The organism is Bacterioplanes sanyensis (assembly GCF_014652515.1).
GTDB lineage: Bacteria > Pseudomonadota > Gammaproteobacteria > Pseudomonadales > Oceanobacteraceae > Bacterioplanes > Bacterioplanes sanyensis.
Window position 1 is genome coordinate 68,139 of the sequence record NZ_BMYY01000002.1, and the last position, 21,963, is coordinate 90,101.

General features: G+C 53.0%; 19 protein-coding genes. 14 read left to right on the forward strand and 5 right to left on the reverse strand.

Annotated features, from left to right (window positions below; translation table 11 throughout):
- Genes IE090_RS03330 through IE090_RS03345 form a run of 4 tightly spaced genes read left to right on the forward strand, consistent with a single transcriptional unit; the run spans nucleotide 1 to nucleotide 2,644 of the window.
- Nucleotides 1–1,509 (forward strand): monovalent cation/H+ antiporter subunit D, encoded by a 1,509-nt coding sequence (locus IE090_RS03330; protein ID WP_189386935.1) that lies wholly within the window; start codon nucleotides 1–3, stop codon nucleotides 1,507–1,509.
- On the forward strand, nucleotides 1,506–1,994 hold the full coding sequence (locus IE090_RS03335) for a Na+/H+ antiporter subunit E (protein WP_189386936.1): 489 nt from the start codon (nucleotides 1,506–1,508) through the stop codon (nucleotides 1,992–1,994). The genes IE090_RS03330 and IE090_RS03335 overlap by 4 nt, the downstream gene beginning before the upstream one ends.
- Nucleotides 1,988–2,257: a K+/H+ antiporter subunit F gene (locus IE090_RS03340; RefSeq protein WP_189386937.1), complete on the forward strand. Its 270-nt coding sequence runs from the start codon at nucleotides 1,988–1,990 to the stop codon at nucleotides 2,255–2,257. The genes IE090_RS03335 and IE090_RS03340 overlap by 7 nt, the downstream gene beginning before the upstream one ends.
- A 3-nt stretch (nucleotides 2,258–2,260) precedes the next feature.
- Entirely contained in the window at nucleotides 2,261–2,644 is a 384-nt protein-coding gene (locus IE090_RS03345; RefSeq protein ID WP_189386938.1) for a Na+/H+ antiporter subunit G, read from the forward strand.
- Between the two features lie 89 nt (nucleotides 2,645–2,733).
- On the opposite strand, the gene radA is transcribed toward IE090_RS03345, so the two are convergent.
- The gene (gene radA, locus IE090_RS03350) at nucleotides 2,734–4,095 is read right to left on the reverse strand and encodes a DNA repair protein RadA (RefSeq protein WP_189386939.1); all 1,362 of its coding nucleotides are present in this window, start codon (nucleotides 4,093–4,095) and stop codon (nucleotides 2,734–2,736) included.
- A gap of 217 nt (nucleotides 4,096–4,312) precedes the next feature.
- On the opposite strand from radA, the gene IE090_RS03355 reads away from it, so the two are divergent.
- The 4 genes from IE090_RS03355 (at nucleotide 4,313) to IE090_RS03370 (ending at nucleotide 7,701) form a co-directional block, all read left to right on the forward strand.
- Nucleotides 4,313–5,584 carry a bifunctional O-acetylhomoserine aminocarboxypropyltransferase/cysteine synthase gene (locus tag IE090_RS03355; protein WP_189386940.1) on the forward strand — a complete coding sequence of 424 codons (1,272 nt, stop codon included), beginning with the start codon at nucleotides 4,313–4,315 and terminating at the stop codon, nucleotides 5,582–5,584.
- Between the two features lie 62 nt (nucleotides 5,585–5,646).
- Nucleotides 5,647–6,306: a Frag1/DRAM/Sfk1 family protein gene (locus IE090_RS03360; protein ID WP_189386941.1), complete on the forward strand. Its 660-nt coding sequence runs from the start codon at nucleotides 5,647–5,649 to the stop codon at nucleotides 6,304–6,306.
- Between the two features lie 28 nt (nucleotides 6,307–6,334).
- Entirely contained in the window at nucleotides 6,335–7,045 is a 711-nt protein-coding gene (locus IE090_RS03365; RefSeq protein WP_189386942.1) for a hypothetical protein, read from the forward strand.
- On the forward strand, nucleotides 7,042–7,701 hold the full coding sequence (locus IE090_RS03370) for a hypothetical protein (RefSeq protein ID WP_189386943.1): 660 nt from the start codon (nucleotides 7,042–7,044) through the stop codon (nucleotides 7,699–7,701). The genes IE090_RS03365 and IE090_RS03370 overlap by 4 nt, the downstream gene beginning before the upstream one ends.
- Before the next feature lie 71 nt (nucleotides 7,702–7,772).
- Here IE090_RS03370 and IE090_RS03375 read toward each other — a convergent pair whose 3' ends face one another.
- The gene (locus IE090_RS03375) at nucleotides 7,773–9,614 is read right to left on the reverse strand and encodes a S8 family peptidase (protein ID WP_189386944.1); all 1,842 of its coding nucleotides are present in this window, start codon (nucleotides 9,612–9,614) and stop codon (nucleotides 7,773–7,775) included.
- A 312-nt stretch (nucleotides 9,615–9,926) separates the two neighbouring features.
- Nucleotides 9,927–12,446 carry a M14 family zinc carboxypeptidase gene (locus tag IE090_RS03380; RefSeq protein ID WP_189386945.1) on the reverse strand — a complete coding sequence of 840 codons (2,520 nt, stop codon included), beginning with the start codon at nucleotides 12,444–12,446 and terminating at the stop codon, nucleotides 9,927–9,929.
- Between the two features lie 364 nt (nucleotides 12,447–12,810).
- Here IE090_RS03380 and yghU point away from each other — a divergent pair, with 364 nt between their 5' ends.
- Complete coding sequence (yghU, locus tag IE090_RS03385; protein WP_189386946.1) at nucleotides 12,811–13,647, forward strand: glutathione-dependent disulfide-bond oxidoreductase; 837 nt, start codon at nucleotides 12,811–12,813, stop codon at nucleotides 13,645–13,647.
- A 56-nt stretch (nucleotides 13,648–13,703) separates the two neighbouring features.
- Here the strand turns inward: yghU and tkt are convergent, their stop codons facing one another.
- Nucleotides 13,704–15,692 carry a transketolase gene (gene tkt / locus IE090_RS03390; RefSeq protein WP_189386947.1) on the reverse strand — a complete coding sequence of 663 codons (1,989 nt, stop codon included), beginning with the start codon at nucleotides 15,690–15,692 and terminating at the stop codon, nucleotides 13,704–13,706.
- Nucleotides 15,693–16,073: 381 nt separating this feature from the next.
- Between tkt and IE090_RS03395 the strand changes: the two genes are divergently transcribed.
- Nucleotides 16,074–16,808, forward strand: a complete 735-nt coding sequence (locus tag IE090_RS03395) for a substrate-binding periplasmic protein (RefSeq protein ID WP_229815445.1) — start codon at nucleotides 16,074–16,076, stop codon at nucleotides 16,806–16,808.
- A 64-nt stretch (nucleotides 16,809–16,872) separates the two neighbouring features.
- Here the strand turns inward: IE090_RS03395 and IE090_RS03400 are convergent, their stop codons facing one another.
- Nucleotides 16,873–17,604, reverse strand: coding sequence for a TrmH family RNA methyltransferase (locus IE090_RS03400; protein WP_189386948.1), 732 nt, complete (start codon nucleotides 17,602–17,604; stop codon nucleotides 16,873–16,875).
- 340 nt (nucleotides 17,605–17,944) lie between these two features.
- On the opposite strand from IE090_RS03400, the gene IE090_RS03405 reads away from it, so the two are divergent.
- The 4 genes from IE090_RS03405 to msrC all read left to right on the forward strand — a co-directional run bounded on the left by IE090_RS03405 (nucleotide 17,945) and on the right by msrC (nucleotide 21,953).
- Nucleotides 17,945–19,408: a flavin-containing monooxygenase gene (locus tag IE090_RS03405; RefSeq protein ID WP_189386949.1), complete on the forward strand. Its 1,464-nt coding sequence runs from the start codon at nucleotides 17,945–17,947 to the stop codon at nucleotides 19,406–19,408.
- A 14-nt stretch (nucleotides 19,409–19,422) separates the two neighbouring features.
- Nucleotides 19,423–20,361: an alpha/beta fold hydrolase gene (locus tag IE090_RS03410; protein WP_189386950.1), complete on the forward strand. Its 939-nt coding sequence runs from the start codon at nucleotides 19,423–19,425 to the stop codon at nucleotides 20,359–20,361.
- Between the two features lie 26 nt (nucleotides 20,362–20,387).
- The gene (locus tag IE090_RS03415) at nucleotides 20,388–21,251 is read left to right on the forward strand and encodes an SDR family NAD(P)-dependent oxidoreductase (RefSeq protein ID WP_189386951.1); all 864 of its coding nucleotides are present in this window, start codon (nucleotides 20,388–20,390) and stop codon (nucleotides 21,249–21,251) included.
- 189 nt (nucleotides 21,252–21,440) lie between these two features.
- A complete protein-coding gene (msrC, locus tag IE090_RS03420; protein WP_189386952.1) occupies nucleotides 21,441–21,953 on the forward strand; it encodes a free L-methionine (R)-S-oxide reductase MsrC in 513 nt (170 codons plus the stop codon).
- Nucleotides 21,954–21,963: the final 10 nt, after the last annotated feature.

Consider the following 21,963-nt stretch of genomic DNA (forward strand, 5'->3'; position numbering starts at 1 on the left):
GTGGCACTGGCAGATCATTTGATTTTTTTACCCGTGCTGTTGCCGCTGTTGGCAGGCATTGTGCTGCTGCTGCCGCCGTTCCACGATAATCTGGAACGTCAACGCCCCTTTGTGATGGCGGTTAACTTAGCATTACTGCTGGTTGCTGCCCTGCTGTTGGGCAAAGCGTTGCAGGCGCCATCGGTGTACCTGTTAGGCAATTGGCAGCCACCGTTTGGTATTTTATTGGTAGCCGATCAGCTCGCCAGCTTGATGCTGGTATTAACCGCCATTTTGGCCATGACCACGCACTGGTACGCGAGCGCAGGCGATGACGGCCGCGGGCCGTTTTTCCAGCCGTTGTTTATGTTTCAGGTGATGGGCATCAATGGCGCGTTTTTAACCGCCGATGCTTTTAACTTGTTCGTTTTCTTTGAAGTATTGCTGATCGCTTCGTATGCCTTGCTGATTCATGGCGGCGGTAAGCACCGGACTCAGGCCGCGGTGCATTATGTGCTGCTGAATTTAATTGGCTCGGCATTTTTCCTGATTGGCTTGGGCATTTTGTACGCCAGCTTTGGTACTTTGAACCTGCCGGATATGGCAGAAAAAGCCAGCCAGCTAAGCCCAGACAATGTCATTTTAGCGAAGGCCGGTGGCTTATTATTGCTGTTGGTGTTTGGCCTCAAATCGGCCATGTTGCCGCTGCATTTTTGGCTGGTGCGGACTTACTCCATGACCTCTGCGCCGGTGGCAGCCTTGTTTGCCATCATGACCAAAGTGGGGATTTACAGCATATGGCGCGTGCACACCGCTGTTTTTGGCGATCAGGCCGGAGCTCTGAGTGGGCTGGCGTCGGATTGGCTGTGGGTATTAGGCATTTTAACCATTGCCGTGGGGGCGATCGCAGCACTGGCTAGCCAGACATTAAAAACATTAACCGCCAATTTGGTGGTGGTCTCGGCAGGCACGTTGCTGATCAGCATCGCCATTGGCACACCCGAGGCAATGGGGGCGGCTATTTATTATTTGCTGCACAGCACCTTGATGACGGCCGCGCTGTTTTTACTGGCCGGTATGATTCAGGAGCAGCGCGGTCAGGCTCAAGATCGCTTTGTCCGTGCTAAGCCATTGCCTCAAGCTGTGCCTCTGGGCATTGCGTTTTTCGTCGTGGCCATGGCCGTGGTGGGAATGCCTCCCTTATCTGGCTTTTTGGGCAAAGTGTGGCTGTTGCAAGCGTCGGCGGATAGCGTTCATGTGGCGTGGGTATGGTCGGCGATTTTGTTATCCGGTTTGGTGGCCTTGGTGGTGTTCTCTCGTGCCGGCACCAGCATTTTCTGGCGTGTTCAAGGGCAAGCTGGGGCTGAGATTAAAGCCCACAACTTGCAGTGGCTGGCGTTGTCGAGCTTATTAATGTTGGCGGTATTGATGGTGGTGTTTGCTGGCCCTATTACGGAGTTGAGCAACAGCGCCGCTGAAGAACTGTTTAACGGCCTGACGCTGTCGCAGGTAGTGGAGGTACAACCATGATTCGGCGCATATTTCCGATGCCGGTGCACAGTTTGTTGTTGTGGTTGGTGTGGTTGTTATTAAACGACTTCAGTGCCGGCCATATCGTGCTTGGCGGGCTGTTGGCTTGGGGCATTGCTTTGGTGGCGTCGCCTTTTACTTCGGCGCAAACCAAGGTGGTTCGACCGCTGCTGATTCCGGTGTATTTTGCCGTGCTGTTGTGGGATATCTTGATCTCAAACTTGGACGTGGCTCGCCGGGTCATGGGTCCTAATCGCTCACTGCGGCCGGGCTTTGTGGCATTGCCGTTGGATATTACCGGCGATTTTCCCCAAACGGCATTGGCCAGTACCATTTCATTAACGCCGGGCACGGTCAGTGTGGATTTATCCAGCGATCGGCGTTGGTTGTATATTCATGTGCTGCACTTGGATGATGAAGCCGAGTTGATTGCTTCCATTAAACAGGGGTACGAGCGTCGCTTGCGGGAGATTTTTGCATGCTAGAACTGGCCATGAAAATCACGGCGGGCATGGTGTTGGTGGCGATGGCCCTGAATGTGTGGCGGCTGTTGCTAGGGCCGAGCATCCCGGATCGCATCCTGGCCCTCGATACCCTGTACATCAACAGCATCGCCCTGATTATTTTATTGGGTATTTATAACTTGTCGGCGCTGTATTACGAGGGGGCGCTGCTGATTGCCATGCTCGGTTTTGTCAGCACGGCCGCGCTGTGCAAATACCTGCTACGTGGCGATATCATCGAGTAATGTATGACTGAGTGGATTGAAATATTGGTGTCTGTACTGCTGATTATTGGCGGTACTTTTATCGTTATCGGCTCCTTTGGCTTGGCCAAGCTGCCGGATTTTTACACCCGCTTGCACGCTCCGACCAAGGCCACTACGCTGGGCATTGGCTCGGTGCTTATGGCCTCTATGGTGGTGCACACCATTAATGATGGCAGTGTGAGCATTCATGAGGTGGTGATCAGCCTGTTTTTATTTATCACCGCTCCTATTTCTGCGCATATGTTGTCGAAGGCGGCGTTGCACCGTCGGGTTGAGCATTTGCAAAGCAGCCTTTCTAGCCACAACCGCGATAAAGCTGCACGCCAGTTGCCTGGCGATGCTGAGTTGGACGCTGACGCCGATTAAGGCACCTCTGGCGCTCCAGAGCGGGCTCTGAATTATTCAGATGTGCCTTAAAGAGGTGCCTTTTGATCGGTGCCTTAATAATAAGCGCCTTAAATCAGTTCAATGGCCTGCTGCAGGGTGTCTACGCCCTGCACTTGCATGCCTTCAATCGGTTGTTTCGGCATGTTGGCTTTGGGCACAATGGCGCGGCGAAAACCGTGCTTCGCGGCTTCTTTAATGCGCTCCTGGCCAGACGGCACGGGGCGAATTTCACCTGATAACCCGACCTCGCCAAAGACGATCAACTCCTGCGGCAGTGGCTGATTGCGAAAGCTCGACAAGGCCGCCAACAGCAGCGCTAAATCGGCGCTGGTTTCACTGACCTTAACGCCGCCCACCACGTTGACGTACACATCTTGGTCGCCAAAATGAATGCCGCCGTGGCGATGCATCGCCGCCAGCAACAGGTTTAAGCGGTTTTGATCGAGGCCCACGGCCACGCGTTTGGGATGACCGAAATGACTGTCGTCGACCAGGGCCTGAATTTCTACCAATAATGGCCGTGTGCCTTCCCACACCACCATCACCACGCTGCCCGGGGCTGGGTCTTCACCACGGCTAAGAAAAATAGAACTGGGGTTTTTGACTTCTTTTAGGCCACTGTCGAGCATGGCGAATACGCCCAACTCGTTAATGGCACCAAAGCGGTTTTTAATGCCGCGCAAGGTGCGAAAGCGGCTGTCGTTGCCGCCTTCCAGCATGATGGAGCAGTCAATCATATGCTCGAGTACCTTCGGGCCGGCAAGGGTGCCATCTTTGGTGACATGACCCACCAGCAGCAACACGGTGTCGGTTTGCTTGGCGTAGCGGGTTAAGTGGGCGGCACTTTCTCGTACTTGCGACACGCTGCCCGGCGCCGATTCAATGCCGTCTAAGTGCATGACTTGAATCGAGTCAATGACCACGACTTTGGGCCGTTGTTGCTGCAACGTGCTGGTCAGCTGCTCGACGTTGGTTTCGCTGAGCAAGTGCAAGCGATCCATGGGCAAGCCTAAGCGCTTGGCGCGCCGTGCAACTTGTTGCAAGCTTTCTTCGCCCGTGACGTATAAGGCTGGCATTTGTCCAGCCAGATAACACATCACCTGCAACAGTAAGGTCGATTTACCGGCCCCTGGGTGGCCGCCAATTAAAATGGCTGAGCCGGGTACCAAGCCGCCGCCTAATACGCGATCCAGCTCTTGCATACCGCTGCCAAAGCGCGGCACTTCATTTAAATCAACTTGATCCAGCCGGGTCAGCTGTTGCGGTGCACCGGCATAGCCGCCTCGGGCCGTGCTGGTAGCGCTGCGCGCTGCCGACACCACAAATTCTTGTAGCGTGTTCCAGGCGCCGCAACCTGCACATTGCCCCTGCCACTTGCTGTGGTCGGCGCCACAATCGCTGCATACGTAGGCGGTTTTCTTTTTGGCCATGCTTAGCTTTCCTGAGAAGTTGGCAGATTCACAGAGGAGACGCTCGCGGGCGATACTTCTTCCTACCGAGCGCAACCGAATGGTTTCAGCAGCCATTAGTTTACGTGAGCCATACCTTCCTTGACACGCCTGCTTGTTTAGCGCTTCTTAATTCTAAGAGCTTTGATACACTGGTCGGCGCTTTGCCAATCGTTTCTCACTACAAGGGCTGTGCATTATGAAACTGGAAACCCAGGCGATTCACGCTGGCTTTACCGAAGATCCGACCACGCGCGCGGTAGCTGTGCCGATTTATCAAACCACGTCTTATAGTTTTCGCGACACGCAACATGGTGCCGATCTGTTTGATTTAAAAGAACCCGGCAACATTTATACCCGCATCATGAACCCGACTAACGATGTGCTGGAACAGCGCATTGCGGCCATGGAAGGCGGCATAGCAGCCCTAGCGATGGCGTCGGGTATGGCGGCCATTACCGCTGCCATCCAGACAGTGGCAGCCGCCGGTGACAACATTGTGAGTGTGAGTCAGCTGTATGGCGGCACCTACAACTTATTTGCTCACACTTTCCCGCAGCAAGGCATTGACGTTCGCATGGCTTCGGGCGATGACATTGCAGCACTGGCGGCATTAATTGACGACAACACCAAAGCGGTGTTTTGTGAATCCATCGGTAACCCAGCTGGTAACATTGTGGATATGAAAGCGCTGGCGGATATGGCGCACGAGCACAATGTGCCGTTGATTGTCGATAATACCGTGGGAACGCCTTATCTATGTCGTCCGATTGAGCACGGTGCAGATATTGTTGTGCATTCCTTGACCAAGTACATCGGCGGTCATGGCACGACGGTGGGCGGCATTATTGTCGATTCAGGCCGCTTTGCATGGAAAGACAACCCGCGCTTTCCGCGCTTTAACGAACCGGATCCGTCCTACCATGGTGTGGTCTATGCCGAGGCATTGGGCGAAGCGGCCTTTATTGGCCGTGCGCGCGTGGTGCCGCTGCGTAACATGGGCGCAGCATTATCACCGATGAATGCCTTTTTAATTCTGCAGGGGCTGGAAACACTGGCGCTGCGTATGGATCGCCATGTAGAAAATGCCCAGCGTGTGGCTGAATATTTGCAGCAGCATGAACAAGTGGAATGGGTGAATTATGCCGGTTTAAAAGAAAACCGCTATCACGAGTTGGCGCAGCGTATGACGGGCGGCAAACCCTCGGCGATTTTAAGCTTTGGCATTCGCGGTGGTGCTGAAGCCGGTGCGAAGTTTATCGATGCTTTGCAGCTGATTAAACGTCTGGTGAACATTGGTGATGCTAAATCACTGGCTTGCCATCCGGCCTCAACCACACACAGGCAGCTTAACGAAGAAGAGCTGCAAAGTGCTGGTGTGAGTCAGGACTTAGTGCGTTTGTCGATTGGCATTGAACATGCCGACGATATTATCGCGGATATTGAACAAGCACTGGCGGCTGCCCGTTAACTTGCACGCTAACTCAGGCGTCTGCTGAACTCAGGCGCCCTCTATTTTGCAGGAAGATATCGATGTCATTCGGTCAAAGCATTGCTCTGATCAGTTTTATTCTTTCCATGGGCACAATTGCTGTGACCTACGGTGTTGCCACCGCGCAGCAAACGGCAGCCATTTGTAACCCATTTATTGATGGCTGTACTGATATTACTCACACTGGCATGAAAGGCGATGCGGGGTTTATTTTTCGCGGCGGCATGATTGCAGCTTGCGCTTTTTTTGTGGTCTGGTGGGTCAATATGCGTGTTTGGCTGACACGCTACGCAGGAAAAATAGCACTCAATAGCATGCAATTTTTCGGCACATTATCAGCGCTGGGGCTATTAGTCGGCACCGCGGTGTTAATTCCGGAAAAAGATGCCACGCGCTGGGCGGTGCATGTGAAGGGTGCCAACTTGTTTTTTCAGGGCATGCTGGTGGCTTTAACCATCAATTATGTGTTGATTTTAAAGGCTCGTAACAAAGGGCTAAGTGTACCGTCATTTCGTATGAAAACTGCCTTGATGGCGATTCTTTGGTTTATGTTTGTCGCCTTTGCTGGCGTAACCGTTGGCATTGAAATGAGTCAGGGCAAGCGCATCATCGAGTGGTGGGCTACCTTGTTTATTGGTTTGTATTTCCTGTCATCCTATTGGGACTGGCAGGATATTAAGCTGGTGCATACATCTAGCTAAGGCCTCTTCCAGATCACAGGAGACAGGGATGTCGAACCTCTCGATGACACTACCGCAGCGCATTGCGCTGGCTGCTTTTTTTATTCCTGTTGTTACCATCGGTCTTAGCTACGCCTTAACGGTCGCAGGCGGGCATGAACCGTTATGTATTCCCTACATTGAAGGTTGTGCCACCATTACCGCCACGGGCATTTATTACCCGGCTGCTTATATATTGCGTGCCGGCATTGCCATGAGTGCCGTGGTGTTTATTTTGTGGTGGTACTGCGTGCGCTTATGGTTGGAGTCGGTGCGCCAAGCTGAGCTGGTGGCTTGGTTTCATACAGTAGTGTGGGTGGCGACGATCGGCAGTGTGCTGATTATTGCTTCTATGGTTGTTTTGGGCGAAAACTTATTGCCCAGCCGTGACCATCGCTTTTTATGGCGCTTTCATGCGACCACCGCCGGGCTGTTTTTTCTGGCCAACTCTATTTGCCAAATCATGATGACGGTGCGGATGCGACAACTGCGCCGGCAAATGAACATTGCGTTTAGCCACATTGTGGTGAAGGAAGTATTGGCACTATTGCAGCTGTTGTTCTTAACCGTATTGATAGGCATGACTATTGTTGGCTACGAGTTCGAAGGTATGGTGGCCTTTTTTGAATGGTGGCTGGCTACTTTAAGCAGTTTGTTTTATTTATCCGCTTGGTGGGACTGGCGTGACTTTCGGTTGACTCGGTTGGAGCAAAGCGCATGACGTTGGCACAAAAACTCTGTGTAGCTGTCTTTTTGTTGCCGCAGCTGACGGTCTGGCTGTGTCTGGCGTGGCTTTATTATTTAAACCCAGTAGACGCCTGTATGCCTTATGTTTCTTTGTGCTTAGGCTACTGGCGCATTGGCGTGCCTGACCCGCTTTCGTTTTTATTTCGCGCCGGCTTATTCTCTGCCGTAGTGGTGTGGCTATTTTGGTGGTACAGCCTAAAAGCTTGGTTGTTACTCTCCATTAAGCAGCCGACCGCTTGGACGATACGCCATATTTTGCTGTTAGGAGCTGTGGCCTGCAGCGCTCTTTTAGTGAGCGTGGCATTGTTGCGGCCTGAGCAAACCCACATACTGTGGGGTTGGCAAAGTGCGGCGGTGGCACTGTTTTTTATTGGCATGGTGGGGGCACACAGCCGAGTCATTTATTGGCTGTACCGTAAACGCCGGCAATGGCCAGGAGAGCTTAATTTAACTGCGAAACTACGCATGCTATCGCTGCAATGGCTGTTGTTGGCGTGGTGGTTGGTGGCGGTGATGTTACATTCGCCTTGGCAGCAGCCATTGGAGTGGTGGCTGATGCTGGCGGTCAGCAGTTTTCCTATGATGTTCTGGCGGGACTGGCGCCACTTTCGGTTAATTCTCACCCATTAATCACGCGGTTTAATGATGAGCATAAAAAAAGGGGGTGACGACGTCACCCCCTTTTTTAGTTTCTTCTTACCTTAGTAGCTGACTTGCAAAGACAAGCCAGAGAAGGCGCTGTAACCGCGCACCATGATGTGCACCATGGTATCGCTGGTGGGTGTGACCTGGCAGCGCTCATTGCTACCGCTTTGATACGGACGGCACTCATAATCTTGCAGAGTCGGAGCCGTTGCTTGGCGGACATACAAATCAGCATCGCCGCTGTTGCCAGTAATATCGACGGTGAGCGTTTGATTCGCTGGCACCAGAATGCGATAGCGCAGCTCATCACCGCGAGCGCCACTTAAGCCAGAAACGGTTTCACCGTTGGTTAAGCAGTCATCGCCAGTGCACTGGCTGACGCTGTAAGTAGCGGTCAGGCTGACATTGCTGAAGCTGTTGTAGCCGCGCAGCATGATGTACCAATCATCCGCCGCTGGGTTGGCAAAATCGCAGTTTTCCACATTACCGTTCACATATGGACGGCAGTCGAACGAGCCTGTGCTGGGCTTATCGCCGCGACGTACATATAGGTCTGCGTCACCGCTGCCACCTGTGGTGCTGACCTGCAGTTGGTCGGCACCGGCTGGTACGGTGATTTTGTAGAACACTTCATCACCTTGTTGGCCGCTGGCTTGTACGGTTTCGCCGTTGTTCAACTCAGTAACCGGATCGATCGGTGGGGTATCGTCACCGTCCAGAGAGAACAGCAAGCGGTTCGGGCTACCACTGCGTGGATTGGAAACGCTGTTTTTGGTCGACTTGCTCACCAAAGCAGCCGTAATGTCCGCGGGCGTTTGGCTGCTGTCTTCACTCAGCAACAGAGCCGCCACACCGGCTACGTGAGGGGCTGCCATGGAAGTACCGCTAATGGTACGGGTACTGCTGTCACTGTCATACCAAGCAGAGGTAATGCTTGAACCTGGAGCAAAAATATCCAAGCAGGTGCCATAGTTCGAGAAACTAGAGCGACCATCTGAGCTGGTGGTTGAGCCCACGGTCACAGCACTCGGTGCACGCGCTGGCGAAGCATTGCAAGCATCGGCATTGGAGTTACCCGCGGCCACCACAAAGCTCACCCCAGATTGCACTGCGGATTCCACAGCAGAATCCAAGGCCTGTGAAATACCGCCGCCCAAGCTCATATTGGCAACAGAGGGGCCAGAGGCATTATTGGCCACCCAGTTCACACCGTTAATAACGCCCGCTGTGGTGCCTGAGCCGCTACAGCTGAGTACGCGGACACCAACAATTTGCACATTTTTGGCAACACCATAGGTGCTGCCGCCAATGGTGCCGGCGACGTGGGTACCGTGACCGTTGCAGTCCTCAGAAATAGCGTCGTTATCAACAAAGTCGTAGCCATTCACGGAACGGCCACCAAACTCGGCGTGGCTGTTGCGCACACCGGTGTCGATCACATAAGCCGTGACGCCGGTACCATCAAAGTTGTACTCATAGTTGCCATCCAATGGAAGACTGCGCTGGTCGATACGATCCAGCCCCCAAGTGGCGTTGTTCTGAATGGTTTCTGCGATGGGATCGATTTGAACACGCTGGTTTTGCTCGACCAATGCAACACCCGCTTGTGCAGCAATGGCCTCAGCTTGTTGCTCCGTCGCCTGTATCAGCACACCGTTAACAGCCCCATGCCATTGGGTTTCGACCATGACGCCAAACTGTGTTTGCAAACGCAGGGTTTGCTGGCTAACAAAGTCTGCCGCATTGGTGGACATGGAATCATCGTCATAAATAACGATGTAGCTGTTTTCGATGCCAGTGCTGGTACTGGCCATGTGGAAGTTTTCAAGCTTTGCGTGAGCAGAGACAGACAAGGCCGTAATGGCTGCTGTCGTAATCGCCTTAGTGAGTTTTTTCATATTGTATTCCTTTTGGGATTTTTATGTATTTCTGCTGCTTTTGGCAGCGGAAATGGCGCTGATTGACATCAGCTTTTTCAGGCTAGAAGAGCCCCCAAAATGCGTAATAAGAAATAATCACTATCTTTCTTTGATATGTGTTTATCGAATGTTTTGTTTCTGTATCCAAATTAAATATTTTAAAAAAAAGTATTTAATTCGGTGTTTTTCGGTTATTCAGAATTAGATTTTTCTGCGCGACATTGGTGCAAAAAAAGCCCGGCAATGGTGCCGGGCAATTCATGATTCACTATTATTTTGTGCTTTTCTTGATCAATCGATAAAACGCAAGCTCCAGCCGGTTAAATCGCCATCGTCTTGACGATAACGATCCTGTACCGACAACTGCCAACTGCCGTTTAAGCTGCTGACATCCGCTGCTGATAAATTCAGGCTGTAGCTTTTTTCGCCTGAGGTGCCATCGTTGCGGTCGCTTTCTTTGATGGTAAAGCTCTGACCACCTTTGCTCAGTCGAATGCGCAGGTCACCCAAATACGAGTGGTTTACCTGGGCGGTCACCTTGATCGTATTGGCTGACGACACATTGCTCACATCAAGGGTGCTGGTGGCTGTGCCCTGATCTGGAATGGCGGTGCGCTCGGTGTTTTCAAACACAGTGTCTGAGCCACCATCATCGCCGCCAGCAATGACCAGGATATAGTCTTCGACTTCACCGTAGTTAAAGGAACCACATGGGCCGGTGCCTTGGTTATAGCTCATCGCAATTCTTAAGCGAGTTGTAGTGCCGGCCACACCAGCGGGCAGGGTGATTTGACCATTAACAGCCGAGGATGACGGCGATGAGTTAAACAGGTTTTCACCGCTGTCATCAAAATCGCCGTCGTTATTGAGGTCGGCCCAAATGTTCCACACCTCGTTGTAGCTGCTGCTGGCAAAGCCCGGTGTTAGCGTGACATCGGTGGTACCGGTGGGCAGTTCGATTTTATCGCCAGTGAAGTCGCTGTAGCCTGCCGCGCCCGACGTTTTGCGAAAGCTGCCAAGGCGTACATCCGAGATCCACTCATAGCTGAAGTCATTACCGCTGGCTTCGCAGTAAGTCGGTTGTGGGTCGACTTGATCAACAATGTTGAGGAACTCGGCAGTGACCGCACCCCAAGTGCCGCTGGCGTCTTGCGAGCGGGTATAAATCATGTGCTTGCCAATGGAAAGCCCAGTGGTATCGATGGTGGCGATGGCGGCTTCGTTGATGCTATTGAAACGCCCGTCTTCAGCGCTGAGTGCTACCGGTGTTGCACCTGATTCCCATGGCGCCTGATCGATGTAGTATTCCACCGCTTGAATGGCTTGTTTCGGCTCATTGCCATTGCGGCTGCTGAAGCGGTCATCGCGGGCATTTACGCGCAGCGTGACTGGAGTGCCGGCCATCACACCCGTGGTGGCGGCATTATCGCTCAGGGTAATGTCATCAATATCCGGACCGGCTGGGGTGATGTAAGGTGTGCGCACCACTTTGGCGGCATAAATCAGTGCTGGTAAGTTGTCGGGCTTGACGGTGTTTTCATAGCTGCTGCAACTTTGACGAAAGGCGGTGCCCAGCTCAAAGGTGTAGGCTGCTACCCCCAACTCGCCATAGCTGACGCTGTCGCTGGTGCCATCGGTGGGATACAAACCAACCGATTGCTGTGGCATATAGCCATTAAAGAAGGCGAACTTGCGCCCCAGCGTCTGTAGGGCAGTTCCGTTGGGGGCTGGCTGCTCTGTGGTGCCCCAGGGCCACAGCACCAGTTCACTAAACGAGTGAATATCAATATGAATACCGCTGGTGGTGATCGGTGCGGCGTCGTTGTTGCCTGGGCCGCGCTGATCTGGCCACAGATTGCGAATGTAGGATTCAATCGCCTGTATTTCTGGCTCCGAGCCAGGTGATGGGCCGCGATAGGTAAAGTCACACTGGTTGCCACTGGAGCCACCGTCAACACTGCCCCAGCTAAACGTGAAGTTGCGGTTTAAGTCGGCACCACGGCTGCGACTGGACGAGCTGCAGTAGTTGTCGTTGTCGTTTTTACGCCACATATAGCCGTCGGGAATGGACGAGTTGGCTTGAGCCTCGGCACGTTTACGCCCATCTGGGTTGGCGTGCAGCATCAGGTGAACTTCGTGGTGATCGAGAATCCAGGTGGCGTCGGCATCACTGCCATAGCCTTCTAGCAAGTAGCGCGCAAAGTCGAGATTGAGGGGCGCGGTAGCCAGTTCGCGGGCATGAATCGCCGAGTTAGCAAACAGTACGGGTTTATCGCCACTGGTGTTTTTATTGGTGAGCTTAAGCACCTTCATGTCATAGCCGGCGCCGTTGTTTTGCTTTTGCCAAGAGTCGCCCACGTCAATCCATTCGGCCAAATCAGGATATTGCTGGGCAAAGCTGGCCGCAGCGGTAAAGGTTTCTTCAACCGTTGCATAGCAGCCAAAGCCGGGCACGGTGCTGGTGCTAAACAAAGGCTCAGATAATGGCGCCATACGCGCCGGGTCCGGTTCTGGCGCCAGGGTTACGTCAAAATCAAATGCTTTAAGTTTTTCTACCTCGTCCGCGTTTAACAACATGCGCAGCGTGCCTTGTTGCTTATCCTCGGATAACAGCTGAGCATGAAACGAGATTTTGGCTTTTATGGCCAGCTCCTCGCTGGGGGCGGTGACCTGATACTCAGCTCGACCTTGGGCTTGGAGTTCCTGAGCTTCAATACTGTGCGAGTGTTCTGGCCCGGCCAAGGCTGCGGGTGCAAGTAATAAGGCAGGGAGTACCGCCGCTAGGGGAGTCAGACGATTCCTTTTAATCATAATTATTCCTGTCTTTTATTGAGCGTTGGGGCTGACCCAGCGCTCGCTGGTTACTTGTGCCGCACGGGTTGAACGACACGACTGAGGGCCTCGGGGTAATGAGACCGTCAATGAGGCTTGGACAGGGTGCTATTGATGTAAATCAGTGTGGCCGCTTTTGCCGTCAGAACTCGGAACTTGGTATGAAGTAAAAAAGGAATTGTGAGCATTGGCTGACATTTTGGCGGTATCCAAAGAGCATGGCGAAGGGCAAGGTGAGACACAAGGTTTCGTCGCCGACATGGGTCGTCAAGGATGTTAATTTAGGAGTCTTTCTTTGCTGGGTGCCCAACGCACACGCAGAAGAATATCAACAGGAGCCGTTATGACTGATACTTACATCCCGCCCAAAGTCTGGACCTGGGAACAGCCCAGCGGTGGCCAGTTTGCTAGCATTAACCGCCCGGTGGCGGGGGCCACACACGACAAAGACATGCCAGTGGGCGAGCACCCACTGCAACTTTATTCATTGGCGACGCCCAATGGCGTCAAAGCCACCATCATGTTAGAGGAGCTGCTGGCGCTGGGGCACACTGGTGCGGAGTACGACGCTTGGCTGATCAATATTACCGAAGGTGATCAATTTGCCAGCGGCTTTGTCGATATCAATCCCAACTCGAAAATTCCAGCCTTGCTCGATCGCTCCGGCGCTGAGCCGGTGCGGGTGTTTGAATCTGGCTCTATCTTGCTTTATTTGGCAGAAAAATTTGATGAATTGCTGTCCGCCGATTTAGCGGTGCGCACAGAAACATTGAACTGGCTCTTTTGGCAAATGGGTGCCGCCCCTTATTTGGGCGGTGGCTTTGGGCATTTTTATCATTACGCGCCAGAAAAATACCAATACCCCATTGATCGCTTCACCATGGAAGTGAAGCGCCAGTTAGACGTGCTGGATCGCAACTTGGCCCAGCGTCAATACATGGCCGGTGATGACTACAGCATTGCCGACATTGCCATTTACCCTTGGTATGGCGCGCTGGTAAAAGGTGAAGCCTACGATGCGGCCGAGTTTTTGTCGGCTCATGAGTATAAACATGTGCAGCGTTGGGCGGATGAAATCTCGGCTCGCCCGGCGGTGCAACGTGGTCGCCAAGTTAACCGCACTTGGGGTGAGCCGCACGAGCAGGTGGCAGAGCGGCATAAAGCCAGTGATATTTCTTAGCCAAAAAAAGCCGCAGTAAACTGCGGCTTTTTTATGGGGTGTGGCAAAAGAAGCGCTTAGATGACGCTCTTAACGGCCTTAACCACAGCGTCTGCTGTGATACCAAACTCTTCGAACAGCTCACCGGCAGGTGCGGATTCACCGAAGGTTTCCATGCCAACGATCTTGCCGTTTAAGCCGACAAACTTGTACCAGTAGTCTTTGTGCAGCGCTTCAACCGCCACGCGAGCCGTCACCGCCGCTGGCAGCACTTGCTCCATGTATTCTGCGCCTTGCTTGCAGAACACTTCGGCGCTGGGCATAGAGACAACGCGGATGTTTTTATCGCTTAACTGCTCTGCCGCTGCCATGGCCAGCTGCACTTCTGAGCCGGTGGCGATGATGATGGCGTCGGGTGTGCCGTTGCAATCACGCAAGATGTAACCGCCGCGCGCGATGGCCGCGACTTGCTCGCTATCGCGCTGCTGGTGCGGCAGCCCTTGGCGCGAGAATACCAACGCGGAAGGACCGTCTTTGCGCTCAATGGCCGCTTTCCAAGCAGTGGCAGACTCGACCGTGTCACACGGGCGCCAGGTTTCCAGGTTCGGGGTGTTGCGCAGGTTGGCAACTTGCTCCACTGGCTGGTGAGTAGGACCGTCTTCGCCCAAACCGATGGAGTCGTGGGTATAAACGAAGATCGCGCGCTGCTTCATCAACGCCGCCATACGCACAGCATTGCGCGCGTATTCCATAAACATCAGGAAGGTGGCGCCGTAAGGAATAAAGCCTTTGTGCAGTGCGATGCCATTCATCATGGCGCTCATGGCAAATTCACGCACGCCGTAGAACAGGTAGTTACCGGAAGCATCGACTGGGCTGATGCCTTGGGCATCTTTCCACAAAGTCAGGTTAGAACCTGCCAAGTCAGCGGAGCCGCCGAGGAACTCAGGCAGCAGCGGGCCGAAGGCATTCAGTGTGTTTTGTGATGCCTTGCGTGAGGCTACGACTTCACCTTTTTGCTGGCACTCTTCGATGAATTGCTGAGCTTTGGCAGCGAAATCGGCCGGCAAATCACCGCTGATGCGGCGCTGATATTCTGCTGCCAGCTCTGGATGTGCTTGCTGATAGGCGGCAAACTTGTCTTGCCAGGCCGCTTGCGCTGCTTGGCCTTTTTGCTTGGCATCCCAACCGGCGTAAACCGTTTCTGGGATTTCAAAAGCACCGTGCTGCCAGCCCAGGCGCTCACGCGTCAGGGCAATTTCATCGTCACCCAGGGGCGCGCCGTGGCACTCTTCTTTGCCTTCTTTATTGGGGGAACCAAAGCCAATGATGGTTTTGCAGCAGATCAGGGTCGGCTGATCTGTGTTGGCGCGTGCGGTTTCGATGGCTTGTTTGATTTCTTCTGGGTCATGGCCGTTCACGCGTGGAATCACTTGCCAGCCATAAGATTCAAAACGTTTAACCGTGTCGTCGGTGAACCAGCCTTCGACTTCGCCGTCGATGGAAATGCCGTTGTCATCATAGAAGGCGATTAGTTTGCCCAAGCCCAGTGTGCCGGCCAGCGAGCAAGCTTCATGGGAGATGCCTTCCATCATGCAGCCATCACCCATAAACACATAGGTGTAGTGATCGACGATGTCGTGGCCTTCGCGGTTAAACTGCGCTGCCAGTGCTTTTTCTGCCACGGCCATGCCCACGCCATTGGCAATGCCCTGGCCCAGTGGCCCGGTGGTGGTCTCGATGCCCGGTGCATAACCGTATTCCGGGTGGCCTGGCGTTTTTGAATGCAGCTGGCGGAAGTTCTTCAGATCATCAATGGTCAGGTCATAGCCGCTCAGGTGCAGCAATGAATAGATCAGCATGGAGCCGTGGCCATTCGACAACACAAAACGGTCGCGGTCGCTCCACTCCGGATCCGTCGGATTGTGCTTGAGGTAGTCGTTCCACAGAACTTCGGCAATATCAGCCATGCCCATGGGGGCGCCGGGGTGGCCGGATTTGGCTTTCTGAACGGCGTCCATACTCAGAGCGCGGATGGCGTTAGCCAGTTCGGAACGGGTGGTCATGTAACGACTCCTACAATCACGGTAATCTGTTAAAAAAGCAGAGGCTGTTACGGCACCTACCGAAAACCCCTGTTAAAGGCGCGCTATTGTCTCTCAGAACACCGCTGGCGGCAACGCGAGCATGGCGGGCTTATCCTGACTTAGAAGGCAGGCGCTGAGAGGATAGTCACTGCTGATTTGCGTCAATTTGTAACAGAGTGGCGTCTCCGGTCTTTGGCTATGTACGACAAATACGACAAGGTTTTTCGTAGCTCTGGCTAAATACTGTACAGCTAGTACAATCCGCAACGATAACAATCCATAACATTGTGTGACTGCTTAGCGCTACAAATCGGCTAGGCTGTTACTACCAGCACCCAGCACAGCGGAGACGACACCGGCATGAAAAAATTGTTTGCCATCACAGCCATGTTCCTAGCCTTTCATGTTCAGGCAGAAGAGAAGCTTTACTTCTTCACTGAGCAATTTCCACCCTACAACATGACCCTAGACGGTCGGCCATTTGCCCATGACGCTGATGAAATTACTGGTTTATGCGCGCAAATGGTGAAGCGCTTGGTCGAGGAAGTGCCGTATGACGTTAAAATCAAACTGCGTAATTGGAGCTTTGGCTTGGACCGCGTAAAGCGCAAAGCCAACCACGGTATTTTCTGCACGGCCCGTACCGAAGAGCGTGAAGATTGGTTTGAATGGGTAGGCCCACTGACCAACATTGGCTGGACGTTATTCGCCAAAGCGGGCTCTGGCATTAAGCTCAATTCATTGGAAGATGCCAAGCAGTACGAAATTGGTGGCTATAAAGGTGATGTGATGACCAATTATTTGGTCGACAATGGTTACAACATGTCGATTATTACCGAGGATGCACAAAACCCGCGCCGCTTGCAGGTAGGTCAGATCGATTTGTGGGTGTCAGATGAACTGGCTGGCCCATACACAGCATCCGATGCCGGTGATATTGAAATCGAAAAAGTGCTGACCTTTAAAACCACGCCGCTGTACTTGGCGATCAATAAAGATACGGATCCGAAAATTATTGGCGTTTTGCAGCAAGCCGCGCGCAAACTGATTGAAGAAGGCTCCTTCCGCAGCATCGAAAACATTTACGGTCGTTAATTATTCTTCGAACACAAAAAAGCCGAGCCGAGTGCTCGGCTTTTTTGTGCCTCAAACATGGTTGTTAACGCTGCTGCTCATACACACATATATTCACCACCGAAGCCAAGTTCAGTGATTCGATGACGCCTTGACCAGCAATGCTGTATGCCTGGGCGGAGAGTTCACTCAGTGCTTGTTTCGGCACGCCGCGTGCCTCATTGCCAAAGATCAGGCAGTCACACTGCTGGAAATCGCCACTGGCAACGGGCTGGCCCTGCATATCCAAATAGGCAATATGATGAAAGCGCTGTGCAACTTGCTCCAACGTGACGCCTTGCTCTATCGGTGTATGGAAAATGGCGCCCATGCTGGAGCGCACCACCTTGCCATTAAAAGGATCAACACTGCCCGGACTGAGCAGGCAGCGATAGCCGCCAAACCAGGCCAGCGTGCGCAAAATTGTCCCTAAATTGCCTGGGTCTTGAATCTCGTGCAAATACACAGCCCGCTGCGCTTGCTGCTGGGGTTGCAAAGCGGACATAGGCACGACAGCAACAATGCCTTGGGGCGATCGAGTCTCAGACAGTTGCTTCATTTGCCGTTCGTTGATGAGATGGCGGCGCCAAGGCTGTGGCTGGGCGGGCTGCCAGTGCTCATAGTCGCCGCTGACCCATAGCTCAGCTGCTGTGAGGGCGGGATTATGCCGGCAGGCAAGCGCCAACTCTTGCACCAAGTGCTCGCCTTCCAGCAGAAAATGCTGCAGTTGTTGGCGATATTTTTTTTGCTGCAGCTTTTTTACATCATCAAACTTCATGCGAACCCCCTGCGTTTGCCGGCCAGTATAACAGCCTGCATTGGCGCGCAGTTCAATAAAACGGCACACAATAACCTCCGCAAGAGGTCATGTTCGCGTTACAAGTACCAGCAACGTGGTTGTTGGGTAAGACGATGCCAGCACATCGCTGGCCATGAAGTGTTTGACTCCCCTTTATAGTAGTCAGATAGTGGTCAGATATAGAGTGAGTTTTTTGTCACCAAGTACTCAACATAATAACAAACGGGCCGGCTGACATCTTTGCAAAGCAGTGGTGACACTGTGCATTGGCACAGACCTCAGACGGCACTAATCCTAGGTGGCACTTATAGGAGTCTGCATGCATACCGTTGTCATCATCGGCAGTGGCTTTGGCGGCCAATGTGCCGCCATCAACTTGCGTCAGCGTGGTATCGAGGATTTTGTCATCCTGGAGCGGCGCGATTTTATGGGCGGCACCTGGGCGCAAAACAGTTACCCAGGCGCGGCGGTGGACGTGCAATCGCCGTTGTATTCCATCGAGTCTGAACCCTACGACTGGTCGCAAATGTTCGCTGAGCAAGAGGAGCTGCGCGAATACACCGAGCATGTGATCAGCAAGCACCGGTTGCGTGAAAAAACCCGTACTCGCACCGAGGTAAAGTGCATTGCTTGGCAACAAGCGTCGCAGTGCTGGCAGATTGACACCCTCCACCCTGAGCACGGGGAGCAGCAACTCGAAGCGCGCTTTGTGATCAATGCCTCTGGGCCACTCAGCACGCCTGTGATTCCTGACTTTAAAGGGCGCGAGCGGTTTAAAGGAGAGTCGTTTCATACCAATCATTGGAACCATGACTTCGACTACCGTGGCAAGCGTGTTGCTATTATTGGCAGCGGTGCCAGTGCGGCGCAGGTGATTCCGGCGATAGCAGCAGATGTTGAGCACTTGCATGTTTTTCAGCGCACACCGCATTGGGTTATTCCCCGGCCTGACTATCGATTTAAGCCCTGGCAGCGGGCACTGTTAAAACGCAAACCCATTTATCGGTTATTGCGCGAAGCCATTTATTGGGGGCTAGAAAGCCGTGTGATTGGCTTTAAATACTCGAAATTCATGCTGGAGCTATTGGCCGGAAAACGCGCGCGCAAGCACATTGAAAAACAAATTGCCGACCCAAAGCTCAGGCAACAAGTCACCCCTGACTTTACCATCGGCTGTAAGCGGGTGATTTTATCTGACACGCTTTATCCCGCTCTTTGCCGTGACAACGTTTTTTTGCACGATAAAACCGACGGTATCGAAGAAATCACCGCAGCTGGCATCCATACTCAGCAGGGTTCTGAGTTAGAGCTGGATTTAATTATTTACTCGACGGGCTATGACGCCACCGATGGGGTTATTTCTTATCCCGTTATGGGGCGTGATGGTCAAAAGCTTGCAGATGTTTGGCACGACTACCCCAGAGCTTACTTAGGCACTTGTGTGCCTGGCTTTCCCAATTTATTTATTGTGACGGGACCAAATACAGGCATTGGCCATACGTCGGCCATTTTTATTATTGAAGCGCAAATGAACTACATCATGACCGCCATAGAGCAGGTAGGGCGGCGCTTTAAGTCTGTTATTGAAGTGCGTCCAGAGGCTGAAGAACGCTACACCCAACACATTCATAATGAAATGGAAAAAACCGTTTGGCACCAGGGCGGCTGCAACAGCTGGTACAAAAGCAAAAGCGGAAAAGTGATCGCCATGTTTCCTGGCTTTAGCTTTACTTTTCGACGTTGGACGAAAAACTTTCGCCCTGCTGATCACATTCTCTCTTAACAGTGAGTATTACAATGAAAAAAGTCGTGGCTTTATTCTCGCTATTAACCTTGGCCGCTTTGTTGGGTGTTGTACAAGGCGCTTATTTGCCCACAGGCCAATGGCTCTATGAAAATGCCACCGATTGGGAAGCCAGCCTGTATGGTTTTCAGCAGCAGCAGGTGGATATCGGTGATATGCAGCTGGCGTTGTATCGCAACCATAATCCTGGCAAGCCCGTTATTGTAATGCTGCATGGCTACAGTGCTGATAAAGACGTTTGGCCAAGGTTTGCTCGTCATTTAACGGATGAGTATCAGGTGCTTATTCCGGATATGGCCGGCCACGGCGATACGGGTTTTCGCATGGAATGGGATTATGGCATGGTCGCTCAGGCACAGCGTTTATCACAGCTGTTAACTGAGCTTGAAATCGACCAGGCCCACATCATTGGTAACTCGATGGGCGGCTACCTGACGGCTGTTTTTAGCGTGTATTACCCACAGCAAACCTTATCGGCCACCATGGTGGACCCGGCTGGCTTGGCTTCACCACAGGCCAGTGATCTAGAAAAAATGTTGGCGCAAGGGCGCAATCCATTTTTAATGAATAGCCGCACTGAGTTTGATGAGTTTTATGCCATGACCATGGCTCAACCTCCGTTTTTGCCTGACATGGTGTTGGAGGCGGTGGCTCATGACTACATCAACCGCCGCGAAGAGTTGGCGAAAATATTCGCCGACTTTAACCGCGATATTGGCTTGCAACAAAAATTACCTCGGTTACAAGCACCCGCCATGTTGTGGTGGGGAGCAGAAGACCGGTTATTGCACGTCAGTGCCGTCGAAAGTTGGCAGCAAGCACTGCCCGATATGCAAGTGCATATTTGGCAGGACATCGGCCATATGCCGATGGTGGAAGTGCCGCGCCAGGCAGCAAAGCGCTATCAGGCGTTTTTAAGCAGCATCGACTAACAATAATAATCACCGCGGAGAGACAGATGAAATCACTGAGAAACAAAGTCGCCGCCGTTACCGGCGCAGGTTCTGGTATCGGCCGAGCATTGGCCATTCAGCTGGCCAACGAAGGCTGCCACTTGGCGCTGGCCGATATCGATGCAGAAGGGTTACAGCAAACGCAGCAGCTGCTGGCCAACCAGCCAGTGAAAGTGACGTTGCAAACCCTCAACGTGGCGGATGAAACAGCCGTTTACGCTTGGGCCGAGCAAGTGGTGGCCGATCATGGCCAGGTCAACTTGATCATTAACAATGCCGGTGTGGCATTGTCGGGCACAGTGGCCGGCCTAGGCCTGGAAGATTATCGCTGGATTATGGATGTTAATTTTTGGGGCGTTGTGTATGGCAGCAAGGCTTTTTTACCCAAGCTCGAAGCCGCAGGCGAGGGCCATATTGTCAATATCTCCAGTATTTTTGGTTTGGCCTCGCAACCGCTGATGAGTGGTTATAACGCCAGCAAATTCGCGGTACGCGGCTTTACCGAATCTCTGCGTCAGGATTTAGAGCTTACCCGCAGTGGCGTTAGCGCGACCAGTGTTCATCCAGGTGGCATTAAAACCAACATCGCCAAAGCGGCGCGCATGACCGATAGCTGCGAGCAAGCCACCGGTGTGAGCAATGCCGATGCCACCGCGGATTTCGAGCGTTTGTTTATCAACACGCCAGAAAAGGCTGCGCGCACCATCATTGCTGGGATCGTTAAAAACAAGCGTCGGGTTTTAATTGGGCCAGATGCGAAACTGTTTGATCTATTAGTGCGTTTATTACCCGCCAGTTATCAGCGTATTTTCACTGCCGCTGTGCGCCAGCAAGGCCGTCAGGCAAAGAGTGCCAAATCGGCGTCATAGCGGACCGTGATGATCAAATAGCGTTCAATATTCGCCACGCTGGCATCTGGCGTGGCTTCCCTGCTCAGCCAAATCACGTACAATCCCATGCCTTATTGACGGCAACCACTGCCGTCCAAACCACTCTTTGCCTGGGTGATCTGCCTAGTAGCTGGCAGCAAAGCCCGTGACAGCGCGTGAGGATTTTAAATGAGCGATGCACACCACTGGCAACGTGCCATAACCCCGGCGCCAGACTCGCCTGAGCGGGCCGAGCACTATCGCCTGTTATTACGCCAAGCCGAGGCTCTGGTGGCCGACGAAGACGATTTGATCGCCAATCTGGCCAATGTAGCGGCGTTGCTGTACCAGACCTTAGGGTTTTGGTGGGTAGGCTTCTACCTGGTGCGCCAGGACGAGTTGGTGCTGGGTCCATTTCAAGGGCCAACCGCCTGCACGCGCATTGGCTTTGGCCGCGGCGTTTGCGGCAGCGCCTGGCAGCAGGGCGCCACTGTGCGAGTCGATAATGTTCATGATTTCCCTGGCCATATCGCCTGCAGCGCCGACAGCTTGTCGGAAATTGTGGTGCCGCTGCTGCACGAAGGTAAAGTGGTCGCAGTATTGGATATCGACTCTGCTCGTGCGCAGGATTTTAGCCAACAAGATGAACAAGCGCTGCAGCAGCTATGTGCGTTGCTGGCTCAGTGCTGGACACAACAATAAATGAACAAGG

Coding starts and splice junctions, on each gene's coding strand:
- IE090_RS03335 (WP_189386936.1), top strand. CDS start 1,506: ATGATTCGGCGCATATTTCCGATGCCGGTGCACAGTTTGTTGTTGTGG.
- IE090_RS03395 (WP_229815445.1), top strand. CDS start 16,074: ATGAAAAAATTGTTTGCCATCACAGCCATGTTCCTAGCCTTTCATGTT.
- IE090_RS03400 (WP_189386948.1), bottom strand. CDS start 17,604: ATGAAGTTTGATGATGTAAAAAAGCTGCAGCAAAAAAAATATCGCCAA.
- IE090_RS03355 (WP_189386940.1), top strand. CDS start 4,313: ATGAAACTGGAAACCCAGGCGATTCACGCTGGCTTTACCGAAGATCCG.
- tkt (WP_189386947.1), bottom strand. CDS start 15,692: ATGACCACCCGTTCCGAACTGGCTAACGCCATCCGCGCTCTGAGTATG.
- yghU (WP_189386946.1), top strand. CDS start 12,811: ATGACTGATACTTACATCCCGCCCAAAGTCTGGACCTGGGAACAGCCC.
- IE090_RS03410 (WP_189386950.1), top strand. CDS start 19,423: ATGAAAAAAGTCGTGGCTTTATTCTCGCTATTAACCTTGGCCGCTTTG.
- IE090_RS03380 (WP_189386945.1), bottom strand. CDS start 12,446: ATGATTAAAAGGAATCGTCTGACTCCCCTAGCGGCGGTACTCCCTGCC.
- IE090_RS03370 (WP_189386943.1), top strand. CDS start 7,042: ATGACGTTGGCACAAAAACTCTGTGTAGCTGTCTTTTTGTTGCCGCAG.
- IE090_RS03345 (WP_189386938.1), top strand. CDS start 2,261: ATGACTGAGTGGATTGAAATATTGGTGTCTGTACTGCTGATTATTGGC.
- IE090_RS03340 (WP_189386937.1), top strand. CDS start 1,988: ATGCTAGAACTGGCCATGAAAATCACGGCGGGCATGGTGTTGGTGGCG.
- IE090_RS03415 (WP_189386951.1), top strand. CDS start 20,388: ATGAAATCACTGAGAAACAAAGTCGCCGCCGTTACCGGCGCAGGTTCT.
- IE090_RS03365 (WP_189386942.1), top strand. CDS start 6,335: ATGTCGAACCTCTCGATGACACTACCGCAGCGCATTGCGCTGGCTGCT.
- IE090_RS03405 (WP_189386949.1), top strand. CDS start 17,945: ATGCATACCGTTGTCATCATCGGCAGTGGCTTTGGCGGCCAATGTGCC.
- msrC (WP_189386952.1), top strand. CDS start 21,441: ATGAGCGATGCACACCACTGGCAACGTGCCATAACCCCGGCGCCAGAC.
- IE090_RS03375 (WP_189386944.1), bottom strand. CDS start 9,614: ATGAAAAAACTCACTAAGGCGATTACGACAGCAGCCATTACGGCCTTG.
- radA (WP_189386939.1), bottom strand. CDS start 4,095: ATGGCCAAAAAGAAAACCGCCTACGTATGCAGCGATTGTGGCGCCGAC.
- IE090_RS03360 (WP_189386941.1), top strand. CDS start 5,647: ATGTCATTCGGTCAAAGCATTGCTCTGATCAGTTTTATTCTTTCCATG.